This window comes from Microbacterium horticulturae, assembly GCF_029094505.1.
Classification (GTDB): Bacteria; Actinomycetota; Actinomycetes; order Actinomycetales; family Microbacteriaceae; genus Microbacterium; species Microbacterium horticulturae.
Genome location: NZ_CP119108.1, coordinates 1,814,430 through 1,830,653 on the forward strand (window position 1 = coordinate 1,814,430; position 16,224 = coordinate 1,830,653).

A 16,224-nucleotide genomic window follows, 5' to 3' on the forward strand; every position below is an offset into this window, starting at 1 on the left:
CGACGTGCCGTTCGCATCAGCCGACGGCGAGCATCACGTCGACGACGGCATCGAGCAGCGCATCCACCTGCTCTTCGCGATAACCGCGCCGCTGCATGCGGAACGCCACCGTGCGCACCTGCTCGACGGTCACCGGCCGCCCATCCGAAAGGTACGCCGCGATCTTGTCGGCTACCAGATCGACCTCGTCGATCCGGTAGCCGTAGCCCAGTCCTCGCGCGCGCGAAAAGCGACGCTTCGGCTCGCGGGTGAGGCGTTCCAGGATCTCCTGCGCTTGCGCGCGTGTCTGGTCGATCCACGCACCGGCGCCGGAGGCGGAGAGTGCCTGTTTGCGCTCCCGGGCTGCGAACGCGTCTTCGACCCGGCTCAGCGCCGCGTCGACGGCGTCCGGCTGATAGCCGCGTTTGACGAGCGGGAACGCCGCGGTCCGGATGTCGGCCGCCCGAAACCCCGTGTCTGCCTGAGGATTCTCGAACGCGAGCCGCGCACGTTCCAGGAACGCGTCGACGTCTTTGGGTGCATAGCCGCGTACACGGCCAGAGGTGCGCGGGAACGTGGACTGCGCAACCGTGCGGGTGTCGGTCGGGGATGTCGTCATTGTGTCACCAGGGGGGTCAGCAGGTAGTACAGCGCCAGAGCGGCTCCGGCGGACGGGAGGATCGAGTCGAGTCGGTCGAGCACTCCCCCGTGCCCCGGCAGCCAGGAACTCATGTCCTTGATACCGAGGTCGCGCTTGATCATCGACTCGCCGAGGTCACCGATGGTCGCCGTGAACAAGATGACGAGCCCGAAGATGATGCCCGTGGCCCATGGCAGCCCCAGCATGAAGAAGGACAGCAGGATGCCGGCGATCACCGCCCCCACGACCGCGCCCGCGAACCCCTCCCAGGTCTTCTTCGGGCTGACTCTCGGCGCCATCGGGTGCTTGCCCAGGGTGAGTCCCGTCGCGTATGCGGACGTGTCGGCGACGATGGCAAGCACGATGAAGGCGAGCACCCACAGCTCGCCGGAGGCCTGGCGGAGGAGGATGATCGCCAGGCTCCCGGTGAACGGTACATACAGCTGCACCAGCACGCCGGCCAGGACGTCCTGCCAGAGCGAGCCCCCGGCGGTCCTGCGTCGCCCGGCGGCCGCTGCAACCAGTCGCCACACGACGACCAGCACCACCGCCGCGCAGACGACGACCCAGTGCTCCCACAACGGGAGGAACCAGGCCGAGGCAACCATCGCGAGCATCCCCACCAGCTGCGGGGCGAGGTCGATTCGTCGACCGCCGGCCTGCAGCGCGCGCCCGAATTCGAAGATCCCGGTACCCGCTGCGGCGAGGACGAAAAGGATGAAGACGGGCTTCCAGATGAGCAGGGACAGCAGCAGCGCGATCCCGATGACGAGGCCGATCACGATCGCCCCGATGAGGTCACGGCCGGTGCGCTGCTTGATGCGCTCGTTCGCGTGGTCAAAGTCGGCACGGGCGCGGTCGATCTCCGCACGCGCGCGCGACCGACGACCCCGGCGGCGACCTCTACCGTCGGGCGGCTGTTCGGACGCGTCGGTCATGCGGGGACTCAGACCTCGAGGAGTTCTGCCTCTTTGCGCTTGAGAGCATCGTCGATGGCATCCACATGCGCGCGGGTGATCGCGTCGAGATCCTTCTCGGCGCGGGCGAGCTCGTCCTCGCCGATGTCGCTCTTGAGGGCGTCGAGGTCGTCCTTCGCCTTACGGCGGACACCCCGCACGCGCACCTTGGCATCCTCGCCCTGTGAGCGCACGAGCTTGACGTACTCCTTGCGACGCTCTTCCGTCAGCTCCGGCATGGTGATCCGCACGATGTTGCCATCGTTCGTCGGGTTCGCGCCGAGGTTCGGCATCTCGCGGATCGCGTGCTCGATAGCCTTCAGCGCCGACTTGTCGTACGGCGTCACGATGAGCGAGCGGGCCTCCGGGGCATTCAGCGAAGCGAGCTGAGCGAGGGGCGTCGGCGTGCCGTAGTAGTCGACCAGCACCTTCTGGAAGAGCTGCGGGTTCGCGCGTCCCGTCCGAACGCTCGCGAAGTCTTCCTTCGCGCTCTCAACCGCTCGGTCCATTCGATTTCCGGCATCCGTCAACACGTCCGCGATCACGGTCTCTCCATTCACTCAGGCGTACCCGCCCAGTCTAGTCGTGGCGCACCGCGCATCCGCGGCGCATACGGTCAAGTCGTGACCAGCGTGCCGATCTGCTCACCGAGAAGGGCGCGGGTGACGTTGCCCGCAGGCTCCATGCCGAATACGCGCATGTCCATGTGGTTGTCCATGCACAGGCTGAACGCGGTCGAGTCGACGACCTTCAGCCCCTTCTGCAAGGCCTCCAGGTAGGTGATCCGGTCGATCCGGGTTGCCGTGGCATCCCGCTTCGGATCAGCCGTGTACACGCCGTCCACGCCGTTCTTGGCGACCAGCACCTCGTCGGCACGGATCTCGAGTGCACGCTGCGCGGCGACGGTGTCGGTCGAGAAGTAGGGCAGCCCTGCGCCCGCGCCGAAGATCACCACGCGCCCCTTCTGCATGTGCCGCTCGGCGCGCAGAGGGATGTAAGGCTCGGCGACCTGCGTCATCTGGATCGCCGACTGCACGCGTGTGGCGGCGCCGGCCTGCTCCAGGAAGTCCTGCAGCGCCAGGGCGTTCATGACGGTGCCGAGCATGCCCATGTAGTCGGCACGTCCGCGGTCCATCCCCCGCTGGCTGAGTTCTGCCCCGCGGAAGAAGTTGCCACCACCGACCACGATGGCGATCTCGACGCTGTCGACGGCCGCCGCGATCTCTCGCGCTATCTGACTGACGACATCCGGGTTGACCCCGAGCGAGCCGCCGCCAAAGGCCTCGCCGGAGAGTTTCAAGAGAACGCGGCGTCGCGTGGTGGCCTCATTGATCACGTGGGTTCCTCTCGTCGCGATCACTCGCGATCACACTGTAGCGAATGGGCATGGCAAGGGCCCGCATCGATGTGCGATGCGGGCCCTTGCGGCGACTCAGGCGCCGACCTTGAAACGTGCGAAGTCGGTGACTGTGATGCCGGCGTCCTTCGCGACCTGCGCGACGGACTGCTTGTTGTCTTTCGCGTAGTCCTGTTCGAGCAGGGCGACCTGCTTGAAGAACGCGTTGACACGACCCTCGACGATCTTCGGCAGGGCGGCCTCAGGCTTGCCCTCGTTGCGGGAGATCTCGGTGACGATCTCGCGCTCCTTCTCGACCTCCGCCGCCGGAACGTCCTCGCGGGAGAGGTAGGTCGGGTTCGCGAACGAGATGTGCTGGGCGATGCTGCGCGCGGTTGCCGCGTCGTCACCGGTATAGGCGACGACGACGCCGATCTGCGGGGGCAGGTCCTTGCTGGTCTTGTGCAGGTACACCTCGAACTTGTCGCCGGTGACTGTGCGCACACGACGCAGGACGACCTTCTCGCCGATCACGGCGGCCTCTTCGGAGATCAGCTGGTCGACGGTCTTGTCGCCGGCCGGCGCGGCCAGGGCCGCCTCGACCGAGTCAGCGGCGACGGCGGCCGCGGCATCCGCGACCTTCTCGGCCAGGCCGATGAACTTGTCGTTCTTGGCGACGAAGTCGGTCTCGCAGGCCAGCTCGATGAGCGTGACCTTGCCCTCGCCCTCACGCGCGACGACCAGACCCTCGGTCGTGGAACGGTCGGCACGCTTCGCGTTGCCCTTCGCGCCCTTGAGCCGAAGGATCTCGACGGCCTTCTCGAGGTCGCCGTCGGCCTCCTCGAGCGCCTTCTTGGTGTCGACCATGCCCGTGCCCAGCTGCTCGCGCAGCGCCTTGATGTCGGCGATGGTGAAGTTTGCCATGGGTGGCGGCTCCTTGCTTGGTGAAATTCTGTCTCGTGGATGCCGCGGCCGGCCCGTCGGAAAACGGACCGGCCGAAGCAGAAAGAGGTGTTACTCGGCCGGTGCGACCGGGGCCTCGCCCTCGGCGACCTGCTCGGCGATCTCGGCGGCCTCAGCCTTGGCCTCAGCGACGTCTGCGACCTTCTCGGTCTCAGCGGAGGACTGCTCGGGAGTGCCCTGCTCGAGGAGTTCGCGCTCCCACTCGGCCAGCGGCTCGGCAGGCTCGGCAGCCTCGGTGTCGGCCGGCTGGTGGCGCTGGATGAGACCCTCAGCCGCGGCGTCGGCGACGATGCGAGTGAGCAGCGACACGGAGCGGATCGCGTCGTCGTTGCCCGGGATCGGGTACTGGATCTCGTCGGGGTCGGCGTTGGTGTCGAGGATGCCGATCACGGGAATGCCGAGCTTGCGGGCCTCGTCGATGGCGAGGTGCTCGCGCTTGGCGTCAACGACCCACAGGGCGGACGGGGTCTTCTGCAGATTGCGGATACCGCCCAGCGACTTGTGCAGCTTGTCGAGCTCGCGCTTCTTGAGCAGCAGCTCCTTCTTGGTGAAGCCGCTCTCGGACGGGTTCTCGTAATCGAGCTCTTCGAGCTCCTTCATACGCTGCAGACGCTTGCTGACGGTGCTGAAGTTGGTCAGCAGACCGCCCAGCCAGCGCTGGTTCACGTAGGGCTGGCCGACACGGGTCGCCTGCTCGGCGAGCACCTCCTGTGCCTGCTTCTTCGTGCCGACGAAGAGGATCGTGCCGCCGTGGGCGACCGTCTCCTTGACGAACTCGTAGGCGCGGTCGATGTAGGCGAGCGACTGCTGCAGGTCGATGATGTGGATGCCACTGCGTTCGGTGAGGATGAAGCGCTTCACCTTCGGGTTCCACCGACGCGTCTGGTGTCCGAAATGAACGCCGGCATCGAGCAGCTGGCGGATGGTGACGACGGCCACGGCCGTTCTCCTGTTCTCGGCGCTGAGCGCCGCTTTCGGTTGTATCGGCAGACGGTCGCCCGCCGAGTCCTGGTGCCCGACACACCTCCCGCCCCGTTTCGGGGACCGGTGGGAGTGAATGCCACCCGCGAGATCTCGCAGGCTCTGGGCACGCGTAGTCACCCCGTATCACGAGGTGCTTCTCCAGTGTATCAGCCCCCGACTCCTCCACAGATGCCGGTCAGCAGCTCCTCTGTGGCGGTTCTCCACATTTTGCGGCGTCGAGCCGTCGGCGTGCCCTCGCGATCGTCAGGATGGGACCATGGCCACGCACCCTAGCACTCGCCGCGGCTCCGCCGGCGGCCGCCGGTGGGCGTGTGCGGCCGCCGGACTCCTGCTGGTTCTGATCTCGCTCCTCGCACCGGCACCAGCCGCCGGTGCGCAGAGATTCGCTCTGCGCGCCGACGTGGACGCCCCCGCAGCCGCGCCATGGCTCTGGCCGGTCGCTGGCCCACAGGTCGTACGCGCCTTTCAGGCCCCGGCTCACGAATACGGTGCCGGCCATCGCGGGCTCGACCTGCGCCCCCACGGTGACACGTCGGTGCGCGCCCCCAGAGCGGGGATCGTCGCGTTCTCGGGACGGATAGCGGATCGCGGCATCCTGACCATCGATCACGGCGACGGATATGTGACGACGCTCGAACCGGTCACGTCCGACGTGGCGGCGGGCACGCCGGTCGAGCAGGGCGAGATCGTCGGAGCCATCGCGGCGGGCGGCCACGCCGAGGCGGGCACCGTCCACTTCGGTGTCCGGCTGGACGGCGAATACCTGAACCCGCTCCTCCTGCTCGGAGCACTGCCGCGCGCGGTGCTGCTCCCCTGCTGCAGTTGAGATCAATGCTCGGCGCGGGGGTGTGCGAGCCGGTAGGTGGCCAGCAGCCTCTCACTGGAGACATGGGTATAGATCTGCGTCGTGCCCAGACTCGCGTGGCCGAGCAGTTCCTGCACGCTGCGCAGGTCGGCTCCGCCGTCGAGGAGGTGCGTAGCGGCCGAATGGCGGAGCGCATGCGGCCCGATCGACTCGCTGCCCACCGCCGGTCCCAGCGTCCGGGAGACCAGGGAGTAGACCGATCTCGGTCCGAGCCGGCCGCCGCGCGCCCCCAAGAAGAGCGCGGGCGTCGGCTGCTGCGCACGCGCAGCGAGCACCGGCCGCGCTCGGACGAGATAGGCATCCACCGCGCGGGCCGCCGGCAACCCATATGGCACCACCCGCTCTTTGGATCCCTTCCCGAGCACACGAACAGTGCGTCGACCGTGATCGAGGTCGTCGACGGCGAGTCCGCACAGTTCCGAGACACGCATCGCCGATGCATACAGCAGTTCAAGGACCGCGTCGTCGCGCAGCGCGACGGGGTCGCCCGAGTCGGCCGCCGTTCCCGCGGCGTCGAGCACCTGTGTCAGCCCCGCGGAGGTGGCCACCGTCGGGAGCGTCCTCCCGCGTTTGGGAGCCATGACCCGCGCGCTCGGGTCGGCCGAGACGAGGTCGGCGTCGAGTGCCCAGGCGAACAGCCCGCGCACCGACGCAGTACGACGGGCCAGGGTGGCGCGCGCGCGGCCCTGCTGCGTCGCTGCCCACAGCCACTCGCGAAGGTGCTCGAGCGTCACCTCGTCCACCAACGGGTCGCCGAGCACCGTCACGAGATCTGCGAGATCCGAGCGATACGCACGCACGGTCGCCGGCGAGAGACGGCGTACGTCGCTCAGATGGCGCAGATAGTCGTCGACGGCACGGGAGAGCCTCACCGTTCCAGGATGCCCGTCAGCCCCGCCGGGTGGCGGCGACGCGCCGCCACCCGGCCCCGCCCGACTCTGCCGTGCCTTCCAGCGCGAGCAACCCCAGATGCGTGCGTACATCGGCGGGGGCCATTCCGCTTCGGCGCGCGACATCGTCGACAGCACGCCACGAACGACTGCTCAGCGCATCTACGACGCGCGTCCGGTCATCCGTGTGCTTGCCCGTTTCCGCCTCGATCGGCGCCGCGTTCGATCGTCCGATCAGCTCGCACACCTCATCCGCCGTCGTCACACAGTGTGCGTCGAACTCGCGCAGCAGCCGGTGGCATCCGGCCGAGGAGCCGCTGGTGACCGGACCTGGCACCGCCCCCAGCGGACGCCCGAGATCGGACGCATGCGACGCGGTGTTCAGCGAGCCGCTGCGCCAGCCTGCCTCGACGACCACCGTGGCGCCGCCGAGTGCGGCGATGAGACGGTTCCGCTGGAGGAACCTCCATTTGGACGGCACCGTCCCGCAGGGCACCTCGCTCGCGACGACGCCCGTCATCCCGATCCGTCGGAGCAGATCGGCATGGCCTGCCGGATAGGGCTTGTCGACGCCACCCGCGACAAGCGCCGCCGTCAGGCCGTCCGCGCCGAGCGCGCCGCGGTGGGCGGCGCCGTCGATGCCGTACGCTCCTCCGGAGATCACCGCGATCCCCCTGCCCGCCAGTTCCGCAGCGAACTCCCCCGCCAGATGCTCGCCGTACCCTGTCGCGGCACGGGCGCCGACGATGGCGACCGCCGGGTCGAGCTGAGCGAGGTGACGTGGATCTCCCCGCACCCAGAGGCACAGCGGCGCGTGCACGCCGAGGTCGTTGAGTGCCGGCGCCCAGCAGTCGTCGTCGGGCGTGACCAGCTGTGCTCCGACCTCGCGTGCCTGCGAGAGGGCGAAGCCGATCTCCTCCGCACGCATGCGCGGCTTCCACCGGGAGACGCCCGCGCGCACCTGCGCTGCGGTCAGTCCCGCTGCGTCGGCCGCGATCCCGCCGCGCGCTCCGGCGAGCACCTCCTGCAAGGCGACGTCCGGGCCGAGAGCTGCCACCAGAGCTCCCGCGACGCCGTCGCCCGGCTCGACCAGACAGCTCCAGACGGCGGTCGCATACAGGCGCGCGAGCCGATCGGCTCCAGGCTCGGCCGACACAGCCAGGGGGGCAACGATGTGCGCAGCGGTCTCATCCCAGTGGAACGCGGTCATGAGCGGATTCCCTTCTTCAGGTACAGGGCGCGGCCGATGTCTTCGGTCGTCAATCGCTCCCGTGCAGCCAAGTCGCAGATCGTCCACGCGACCCGCAGAATGCGGTCGAAGGAGCGGAGCGTGAGTGTGCCGCGATCCAGCGCGGCATCGAGCGGCCGGCGAATAACCGGTGCCGGAGCGAGCGGACCTTGCCGGAGCCAGACGCCGGAGACTTCCGAGTTCGTGTGCCATGGGGTCTCGCTCAGTCGCTTCGCGGCGCGCGCTCGCGCTGCCGCCACCTGGTCCCGCGCCTCAGCCGTGCTGGTCGCAGCCCGCACTCGCGGCGCATCAGCGACGCGTACGCGTGCGAGCTGCACTTCGATGTCGATGCGGTCGAGGAGCGGCCCGGTCAGCCGGCCGCGGTAGCGACGTATAGCGGCCGGGGGGCACGAGCAGCTCGCGCCGCGCACGCCATAGTTGCCGCACGGACACGGGTTGGTGGCCATCACGAGTTGGAAGCGCGCGGGGAAGGAAGCGGTGAAACCTGCGCGGTGGATGTCGATCCGCCCGGTCTCCAGAGGCTGGCGCAGGGCGTCCAGAACGCCGGTCGCGTGCTCTCCCGCTTCATCGAGGAAGAGCACCCCTTCGCTCGCGCGTGCGATCGCCCCCGGCCGAACCGCCCGCGATCCCCCTCCCACGAGCGCCGCGATACTCGCGCTGTGATGAGGCGCCTCGAAAGGCGGTGTGCGGTCGAGGGTGTTCACGACCGTCCCCGACAGGGAGCGGATGGATGCCGCCACCAGCGCGGCCTCGTCATCCAGCGCCGGCAGGATGCCGGGCAGGCGGCGCGCGAGCATCGTCTTGCCGGCCCCCGGCGGACCCACCATGAGCATGTGGTGCCCGCCGGCAGCTGCGACCACCAGAGCCTCGACGGCATCGTCCTGCCCGATCACATCGCCCAGATCAAGTGGTTCACCCTGCGTCGTCTCATTTTCGGCGGAGGCGACGGGTGCCACGTCCACCGGCACATCGACGTCGGCCCCGTGCAGCCGCGCGACCTCTGCCAGCGTCGCCGCGCCCACCACCTCGGCGCCGGGTACCAGGCGGGCCTCCGCCTTGTTCGCCCACGGCACGACGACACGATGCACGCCGCCGCGGACGGCCGCCCGGACGGCCGGCAGCACACCGGGCACCGGGCGGAGCCGACCGTCGAGACCCAGTTCGCCGATGTGGACGGTGCGGGCGATGGATGCGGCATCCATTCCCCCATCGGTGGCCAGCGCGGCGATGGCGATGGCCACGTCGAAACCCGATCCGTGCTTGGGCAGGCTCGCCGGTGAGAGGTTCACCGTCAACCGGCGCTTGGGCAGGTCGAGTCGGCTGTTCTCGCTCGCGTTACGGACGCGCTGCACCGCTTCGCCGAGCGCCCGGTCGCCCAGACCGATGATCCGGAACTCGGGGATCTGCTTCGTCTGATCCGCCTCCACCTCGATGAGAGTGCCCTCCAGGCCGGAGAGGGCCACGGCCCAGGTGCGGGTCACGCCCATGGCACGTCCTCCAGATGCTCCAGGCGCGCGCTCGCCGGATCGCCACCGGTGATGCCGATGACGTCGAGGCGCCATCGACACCCGTGCGCCGCCTCGGGATGCGCCGCCGACCAGGCGTGCGCGAGCCGCCAGATGCGGGCGCGCTTGCGTGCGCCGACCGCCTCGAGGGGGTCGCCGAACAGGTCCGTTCGGCGGGTCTTGACCTCGACGAAGACCAGCTCGCGGCCCGCGCGCGCCACGACATCGACTTCACCGTCTGACGCGCGCCAGTTGCGGTCGAGAACGTCGAAGCCCCGGGCGGTCAGATGTGCGACGGCGCGGTTTTCACCCGCGCGTCCCAGTTCGTCCTTGGCAGCCATAACGGCATGCTCCCGCGAACACGCGCGACGCCGAGGGACGATTCGACGATCTGTGGAGCGATGGGCGGGAGCGCCCGAAAACCCGCTTCTGTGGAGGAAGCGGCGACGCTAGGAGTCGAGCGAGAGCTCTTCGGGCAGGTGAAGATCCCGCCGCTGCAGCTCTTCGACGTTGACATCCTTGAAGGTGAGCACCCGCACGGACTTCACGAAGCGATCGGCGCGGTAGATGTCCCACACCCACACGTCCGTCATCGTGATCTCGAAATAGAAGTCGTGTTCGGTGTCGCGCCGGACCACATCGACGTCGTTCGCGAGGTAGAAGCGTCGCTCGGTCTCGATCACGTAGGCGAACTGCGAGACGACGTCTCGGTACTCCTTGTACAGCGCCAGCTCGAGCTCGCGGTCGTAGTCATCGAAGTCGTCGTCCATGATGCCTCCATCCTAGGCGTCGGCCGCCACGCCTTCGCACGCCGTCAGAAGAGGGTGGGGGCGTCCGCGATCGCCCACGATGCGCGATGGTGAGGACTCAGTCCGTGGTCGCGGATCGCCGCACGGTGGACCGCGCTGGCATACCCCTTGTTGTGCGCCCACTCGTACGCCGGATGCTCATCGTGCAGCGTGACCATATGCGTGTCGCGCGCGACCTTGGCGATGACGGATGCCGCGGCCGCACTCGCGCAATCACGGTCGGCCTTGATCTGCACCCGCACCTCCGGGGTGAAATCCGCGACGGGAGCGATGTAGTCGTGATTGCCATCGAGCAGGACCACCGCCTCGTCGACCAGCACGCCGGCATCGCGCAGACCGACGATCGCGCGCACGGCCGCCATGCCCAGGGCCCACATGATCCCGTGCTCGTCGATCTCGGCAGCCGAGGCCCAGCCGACGGCGTCCGCACACACCCATGAAGCGGCGCGCTCGGCGACGGCCGGGCGGCGTGCCGGGGCAACGAGCTTCGAGTCCCGCAGCCCGTCCGGCACCCGGCGCCGCGACGCGCGTGCGTCGATCGCCACCGCTCCGACGGCGACAGGTCCTGCGAGTGCGCCCCGTCCGACCTCGTCGCAGGCGATCAGCACGCTGCGCTCACGCAGCAGACGCCGCTCCACGGTCAGGGTCGGCTCGATGACGGTCACGGCGAGGTCCCAGAAGGCGTCGGGGTCGGCACCCCCGCGAAGACCGCGTGATGAGTGTCGATGAGCCCGAAGCGGTCGAACGGCCAGGTGATCACGAACGCACGGCCCACGACGTTCTCCATCGGCACGAATCCCTTGCCGGGCTGGTCTTGGTTGTAGCGGGAGTCGCGAGATCGGTCACGGTTGTCCCCGAGCACCCAGAGCTTGTCCGCCGGCACCGTCACGTCGAACGGCACCACCTCGGGCTCACTCTCTCCGGCGGCCAGCTTGAGATACGGCTTCTCATTGATGGGCTGCCCGTTGACCGTGATCTGCCCGATCGCGTTGCAGCAGACCACATGGTCGCCGGGCAGGCCGATGACGCGTTTGATGAGGTGATCGTCGCTGTCGGGCGCCGACACACCCACGAGCGAGAGCACCCAGTCGAAGGCCTCGACGATCCATGGACGTGGCGCTTGGGCGGCGGATTCTCCCGTCAGCCATCCGCCGGGATCGCGGAAGACCACCACATCGCCTCGGTGATAGCCGGTGAACCGCGGCGTGATCTCGTCGACGAGGATCCGGTCGTTGATCTGCAGTGTGTTCTCCATCGACCCTGAGGGGATGTAGAACGACCGCACCAGGAAGGTCTTGACAAGGAACGAGACGAGCAGCGCGACGATGATGATGACGATGACGTCGCGCAGGAACGTGAGCGCGCCCCGGCGCTTCGACGAACGCTTGCCGACTGCGGCCGCCGCGGAGTTCTCAGTCATTCACACCCTTCGACGATCGCACACTACAGCGTCGCACATTCTCTGCAGATAAGACGACGACGCCCCGGGGCGGATGCCTCGGGGCGTCGAACAGAGCGCGTCAGTTGTCGCGCTTCTCCTTGATCTTGGCCTTCTTGCCGCGCAGGTTGCGCAGGTAGTAGAGCTTGGCGCGACGCACGTCACCGCGGGTGACGACCTCGATGCGGTCGATCACGGGGCTGTGCACCGGGAAGGTGCGCTCGACGCCCACCTGGAAGCTGATCTTGCGGACGGTGAAGGTCTCGCGCACGCTGTCGCCGGAGCGCCCGATGACGACGCCCTGGAAGATCTGGATACGGCTGCGGCTGCCCTCGGTGATGTTCACGTGCACCTTGACGGTGTCACCGGGGTGGAAGTCGGGGATGTCGGAGCGGAGCGATGCCGCATCGACGGCGTCGAGGATCTGCATGATCGTGTCTCTCTGCGACCGCCACAGGTCGGTCGCGAAAATGGGATGGAATACGTGAGTCGGTGCACGCTGCGCTGTCAGGATGACGCGCGGACTCCCCTGAGGCAGAGTCGGTGCGCGGGCACAATGATCAATTCTGCCATGGATGCGCCATCCTGGCCAAAACGGCTAGTGGATGTTGCGCCCGTCGCCCGGACGCCCGACCTCTTGGACCACGATGACCTCGGCATGCTGGCGGGCGCGCTCGCGGATGTCCTCATTGTCGGACGGCAGGTCGGCGGGGCCAGTGCCCGGCGCCATGCGCCGCAGCGACCCGCGCGCGCCGTTCCACAACTGAGCAAGCGACGACCAGAAGACCGCCAAGAAGACGATGATCGCCGCCGTGAGCACGGCGAACGACACCGGTTGGATGAAACAGCCGAACAGGACCACGAGGGCCTGCCACACCGTCAGCCCGAGAACGTCCCACCACGAGACGGCGCGCTGTGCCCGTACCGCCGGGCGAGCTCGGATCAGGAGAGCGAGGACGAGTTCACCGACGAGCACCGCGGGCGCCGCGATGAAGAGGATGCCCAGGAACGCCCATCCGCTCGCATTGAAGATGGCCCAGCCGATCAGCAACCAGGCGGGAAGAACGATGGCGGCCGGGAAGAGCCACTGGAAGAAGCCGCGTCGGAGCCACATGAGGCGATACTACGCGCTGCCCTACGGCGCGCGGCGCTTTTCCCCTGTGCATCCGCAGAGCGAACACCGCGCATCATCCACGAGAATGGAACGGTGACGAGAGGAACACGATGATCGAACTGCGCACCCCAGCCGAGATCGAGCAGATGCGACCGGCCGGTCGCTTCGTCGCCGAGGTCCTGGCGACGCTGCGGGAAGAGACGAAGATCGGCACGAACCTGCTGCAGATCGACGAGCGCGCCCACCAGATGATCCACAAGGCGGGTGCGCAGTCGTGTTACATCGACTACGAGCCCTCGTTCGGCAGCGGTCCGTTCGGCAAGGTGATCTGCACCTCGGTGAACGACGCCGTGCTGCACGGGATGCCGCACGATTATGTGCTGCGCGACGGCGATCTGGTTTCGCTCGACTTCGCCGTCGCCCTGGACGGCTGGGTCGCCGACTCGGCCGTCTCGTTCGTGGTGGGCACCCCCCGGGCGGAGGACCTCGCCCTCATCGACACCACCGAGCGGGCGTTGGATGCCGCGATCGCGGCCGCCACGGTCGACCACCGGATCGGCGACATCTCCGCGGCGATCGCCGCGGTGGCGCACGCCGACGGGTACTCGATCAATACGGACTTCGGCGGGCACGGCGTGGGCCGCATCATGCACGGCGACCCGCACATCCCCAACGACGGACGCGCAGGTCGCGGCTATCCCCTCCGAGATGGGCTGGTCATCGCCATTGAACCGTGGTTCCTGGCGACCACCGACGAGCTCATCACCGATCCTGACGACGGCTGGACGCTCCGCAGTGCCGACGGCTCGCGCGGCGCGCATTCGGAGCACACGATCGCCATCACCGCCGACGGTCCCATCGTCTTGACCGACCGGTCCTTCCTGGGAGCCGTCTAGCGCCGCAGAAGACGGGTGCCACGCCGGCCGGCCGGGTGTTGACTGCGTACATGGCGAAAAAGTGGATTGCGCCGCATGCCGGCGGCATCGACGTCTTGGATTTCATCGAAGAAGAGACACCGGCCCCCGGGCCCGGCGAGGTCACGATCGAGGTGCGCGCCGCGGGGATGAACCCCGCCGACTACAAGCATCTCGAACGGGCGACCGACGGCTTCCCGCTCGGTATCGGATACGAGGTGGCCGGGGTGCTCGCCGCGGTGGGTCCCGACACTCAGATAGCCTCAGGGCCGTGTCATCCGGGAGATCAGGTCGCCGCCTTCCGCGTGCAGGGCGGATACACCGACGAGCTGACTGTTCCCGCCCGCGACGTGTTCGCGATGCCTGACGGCCTCTCGTTTCCCGAGGCGGCCAATCTGCTGCTCGCCGCCACGACCGCGGCAGAGATGCTCGAGGTCACCGCCGTCGATCAGCACGATGTCGTGCTGATCCACGCCGCCTCGGGTGCGGTCGGCATCAGCGCCGTCCAGCAGGCGCGGTGGCGGGGTGCCCGAGTCATCGGCACCGCGTCTCACGCCGGGACGGACCGCGTGCGCTCGTTCGGCGGCATCGCCGTCGAATACGGGCCGGGGCTGGAACAGCGCGTCCGGGATCTCGCGCCCGACGGGATCGATGCGGTCCTCGACGCCGCGGGAACGGACGAGGCGGTGCAGGTCTCGCTCGCCGTCCGTCGCAGTCCCGTGCGTGCCGTGACGATCGTGCGGGGGGCTGCGACGGATGCCGCGGGCTTCGTCGCGATCGGTGGTGCGATGCCCGCCAGCAAGGCCTTCCGTGATGACGTCCGGGCCGAACTGCTCGCCCGCGCCGGCGCGGGCGAGCTCACCGTGCCCGTTGCGCGCACCTTTGCACTGGAGGACGCGAAGGAGGCTCTACGCTTCCTGCAGCAGGGCCACCCCGGCGGCAAGCTCGCGCTCGTGCCCTGATGGTCACACGAGATAGCACCGGTAGAGGAAGACGTCACAGACGCTGGTCAGCGTGAGCACGCTCTCACCGGCGGTGTCGGGATCGGCATCGAGGATAGCTTCGATGCGCGCGGTCATCTCCGCGTGCCGGACGGGCTCCGCGGTCAGAAACGCGCTGACCGTGTGCCAACGACGGATGTAGTCGATTCGCCGGATCTTCTCGGTCCAGGAGATCTGCCGTTCTTCGACCAGGTGAAATCCTGGCAGCCGCTCGGACGCTCGGTCCACGTCTGCGTCGGGCGTGGCTGCAACGGGCACGCGCTCGTGCGCCACCCGACCGCATGCCCAGTCCCAGGCGCACTCCGGCGTGGATCTGTTCCAGACGAGCCCCAGCGTGCCGCCGGGCCGCAGTACCCGCGCGATCTCGGCGGTCGCGGCATCCCGATCGAACCAGTGGAACGCCTGCGCGACCACGACCGCGTCCACGCTCTGATCGGGCAGCGGGAGGCGCTCTGCCGTGCCGGTCAGTACCGTCACGTCGGGCAGCTTGCCGTGCAGGACGGCGAGCATCCGCTCGGAGGGGTCGACGGCGAACACATGCTCGGCGCGGGCATGCACGAGCTCGGTGAGCTTGCCGGTGCCGGCGCCCAGATCGAGGAGCGCCGTCACCCGGTCCGGTACCAACACGTCCACGGCCGCCTGCGGAAAGGAGGGGCGGTAGCGGTCGTACTCCTGCCCCGTGCGCTCGAACGAGCGCGCCAGGACGTGGTGCTCTGTCATGCGCGGCCCTCCTGGTCGCTGAGGAGGTCGGGGCGGCGCGCACGCGTCCGTTCGATCTGCTGCTCGCGGCGCCACGCGGCCACGGCGCCATGGTTTCCGCTGAGGAGCACCGGGGGGACCTCCCTCTCGCGCCAGACCGACGGCTTCGTGAAGCTCGGGTACTCCAGCAGGCCGTCTTCGTGCGATTCTTCGACCAGGCTGTCGGGGTTGCCGACGACACCGGGGATCAAGCGGCCCGCTGCCTCCACCATGGCCATGACGGCGACCTCTCCCCCGTTCAAGACGTAGTCCCCCAGGCTCACCAGGCGCACGTCGCCCAAGGTGCCCGCGTAGTCGAAGACACGCTCGTCGATCCCCTCGTAGCGTCCGCAGCCGAACACGATGTGCTCAAGACCGCTGAATTCGCGCGCTGTCGCCTGGGTGAACACTGCGCCCGCCGGTGACGGGAAGACGATGGTGGGGCGGGATGCCGCATCCCGGGCGATCTCGTCGAGGGCCTCGCCCCATGGCTCCGGCTTCATGACCATGCCCGCTCCCCCGCCGTACGGCGTGTCGTCGACCGTGCGGTGCCGGTCATGGGTCCAGTCACGCAGGTCGTGCACGCGTACGTCGAGCAGGCCGCTGCTGCGGGCCTTTCCCAGCAGAGAGACCTCGAGCACGTCGAAGAAGTCCGGGAAGATCGTCACGATGTCGATACGCACGTCATGAGCCTAGTCAGGGCCGTCTCTCACACACCGACCAGGGCGGATGTGACGGACGCGTATCGCCCGGGTAATGGGAGTGGCCAGGTCGTCACGAAGACGAAACATGGATCACACACCGCCGAAAACCGGTCTCCCTGTCGTGCAGCCCATGAACACG

20 protein-coding genes are annotated in these 16,224 nt (G+C 68.5%); 3 read left to right on the forward strand and 17 right to left on the reverse strand.

The window, feature by feature from the left end; translation table 11 throughout:
• Positions 1–16: 16 nt before the first annotated feature.
• The 6 genes from PU630_RS08675 to rpsB form a co-directional block, all read right to left on the reverse strand.
• Positions 17–598: a DivIVA domain-containing protein gene (locus tag PU630_RS08675; protein ID WP_275279983.1), complete on the reverse strand. Its 582-nt coding sequence runs from the start codon at positions 596–598 to the stop codon at positions 17–19.
• Positions 595–1,557, reverse strand: a complete 963-nt coding sequence (locus tag PU630_RS08680) for a phosphatidate cytidylyltransferase (protein ID WP_275279984.1) — start codon at positions 1,555–1,557, stop codon at positions 595–597. Before PU630_RS08680 ends, PU630_RS08675 begins: the two co-directional genes overlap by 4 nt.
• Before the next feature lie 8 nt (positions 1,558–1,565).
• Entirely contained in the window at positions 1,566–2,120 is a 555-nt protein-coding gene (gene frr / locus PU630_RS08685; RefSeq protein ID WP_275279986.1) for a ribosome recycling factor, read from the reverse strand.
• Between the two features lie 71 nt (positions 2,121–2,191).
• Complete coding sequence (gene pyrH, locus PU630_RS08690; protein ID WP_275279988.1) at positions 2,192–2,911, reverse strand: UMP kinase; 720 nt, start codon at positions 2,909–2,911, stop codon at positions 2,192–2,194.
• A gap of 96 nt (positions 2,912–3,007) precedes the next feature.
• The gene (tsf, locus tag PU630_RS08695) at positions 3,008–3,835 is read right to left on the reverse strand and encodes a translation elongation factor Ts (RefSeq protein WP_275279990.1); all 828 of its coding nucleotides are present in this window, start codon (positions 3,833–3,835) and stop codon (positions 3,008–3,010) included.
• Between the two features lie 90 nt (positions 3,836–3,925).
• Positions 3,926–4,813 (reverse strand): 30S ribosomal protein S2, encoded by an 888-nt coding sequence (gene rpsB, locus PU630_RS08700; protein ID WP_275279992.1) that lies wholly within the window; start codon positions 4,811–4,813, stop codon positions 3,926–3,928.
• 301 nt (positions 4,814–5,114) lie between these two features.
• Between rpsB and PU630_RS08705 the strand changes: the two genes are divergently transcribed.
• Complete coding sequence (locus PU630_RS08705) at positions 5,115–5,684, forward strand: murein hydrolase activator EnvC family protein (protein ID WP_275279994.1); 570 nt, start codon at positions 5,115–5,117, stop codon at positions 5,682–5,684.
• Between the two features lie 2 nt (positions 5,685–5,686).
• Here PU630_RS08705 and PU630_RS08710 read toward each other — a convergent pair whose 3' ends face one another.
• The 9 genes from PU630_RS08710 to PU630_RS08750 all read right to left on the reverse strand — a co-directional run bounded on the left by PU630_RS08710 (position 5,687) and on the right by PU630_RS08750 (position 12,728).
• Positions 5,687–6,595, reverse strand: coding sequence for a tyrosine recombinase XerC (locus tag PU630_RS08710; RefSeq protein WP_275279996.1), 909 nt, complete (start codon positions 6,593–6,595; stop codon positions 5,687–5,689).
• A 16-nt stretch (positions 6,596–6,611) separates the two neighbouring features.
• A complete protein-coding gene (dprA, locus tag PU630_RS08715) occupies positions 6,612–7,823 on the reverse strand; it encodes a DNA-processing protein DprA (RefSeq protein WP_275279998.1) in 1,212 nt (403 codons plus the stop codon).
• Positions 7,820–9,349 (reverse strand): YifB family Mg chelatase-like AAA ATPase, encoded by a 1,530-nt coding sequence (locus PU630_RS08720; RefSeq protein WP_275280000.1) that lies wholly within the window; start codon positions 9,347–9,349, stop codon positions 7,820–7,822. Before PU630_RS08720 ends, dprA begins: the two co-directional genes overlap by 4 nt.
• Entirely contained in the window at positions 9,340–9,708 is a 369-nt protein-coding gene (locus PU630_RS08725; protein WP_275276694.1) for a YraN family protein, read from the reverse strand. The genes PU630_RS08720 and PU630_RS08725 overlap by 10 nt, the downstream gene beginning before the upstream one ends.
• A 108-nt stretch (positions 9,709–9,816) precedes the next feature.
• Positions 9,817–10,137, reverse strand: a complete 321-nt coding sequence (locus PU630_RS08730; RefSeq protein ID WP_275276695.1) for a DUF2469 family protein — start codon at positions 10,135–10,137, stop codon at positions 9,817–9,819.
• Between the two features lie 44 nt (positions 10,138–10,181).
• Positions 10,182–10,841, reverse strand: coding sequence for a ribonuclease HII (rnhB, locus tag PU630_RS08735; RefSeq protein WP_275276696.1), 660 nt, complete (start codon positions 10,839–10,841; stop codon positions 10,182–10,184).
• Complete coding sequence (gene lepB / locus PU630_RS08740) at positions 10,838–11,596, reverse strand: signal peptidase I (RefSeq protein ID WP_275276697.1); 759 nt, start codon at positions 11,594–11,596, stop codon at positions 10,838–10,840. Before lepB ends, rnhB begins: the two co-directional genes overlap by 4 nt.
• A 100-nt stretch (positions 11,597–11,696) precedes the next feature.
• Complete coding sequence (gene rplS, locus PU630_RS08745) at positions 11,697–12,044, reverse strand: 50S ribosomal protein L19 (RefSeq protein ID WP_275276698.1); 348 nt, start codon at positions 12,042–12,044, stop codon at positions 11,697–11,699.
• A 168-nt stretch (positions 12,045–12,212) separates the two neighbouring features.
• Positions 12,213–12,728, reverse strand: a complete 516-nt coding sequence (locus PU630_RS08750) for an MFS transporter permease (protein WP_275276699.1) — start codon at positions 12,726–12,728, stop codon at positions 12,213–12,215.
• 110 nt (positions 12,729–12,838) lie between these two features.
• Between PU630_RS08750 and map the strand changes: the two genes are divergently transcribed.
• The gene (map, locus tag PU630_RS08755; RefSeq protein WP_275276700.1) at positions 12,839–13,624 is read left to right on the forward strand and encodes a type I methionyl aminopeptidase; all 786 of its coding nucleotides are present in this window, start codon (positions 12,839–12,841) and stop codon (positions 13,622–13,624) included.
• Positions 13,625–13,674: 50 nt separating this feature from the next.
• Positions 13,675–14,604, forward strand: a complete 930-nt coding sequence (locus PU630_RS08760; RefSeq protein ID WP_275276701.1) for an NADP-dependent oxidoreductase — start codon at positions 13,675–13,677, stop codon at positions 14,602–14,604.
• Positions 14,605–14,607: 3 nt separating this feature from the next.
• Here PU630_RS08760 and PU630_RS08765 read toward each other — a convergent pair whose 3' ends face one another.
• Positions 14,608–15,363 (reverse strand): class I SAM-dependent methyltransferase, encoded by a 756-nt coding sequence (locus tag PU630_RS08765; protein WP_275276702.1) that lies wholly within the window; start codon positions 15,361–15,363, stop codon positions 14,608–14,610.
• Complete coding sequence (trmD, locus tag PU630_RS08770; RefSeq protein WP_275276703.1) at positions 15,360–16,064, reverse strand: tRNA (guanosine(37)-N1)-methyltransferase TrmD; 705 nt, start codon at positions 16,062–16,064, stop codon at positions 15,360–15,362. Before trmD ends, PU630_RS08765 begins: the two co-directional genes overlap by 4 nt.
• Positions 16,065–16,224: the final 160 nt, after the last annotated feature.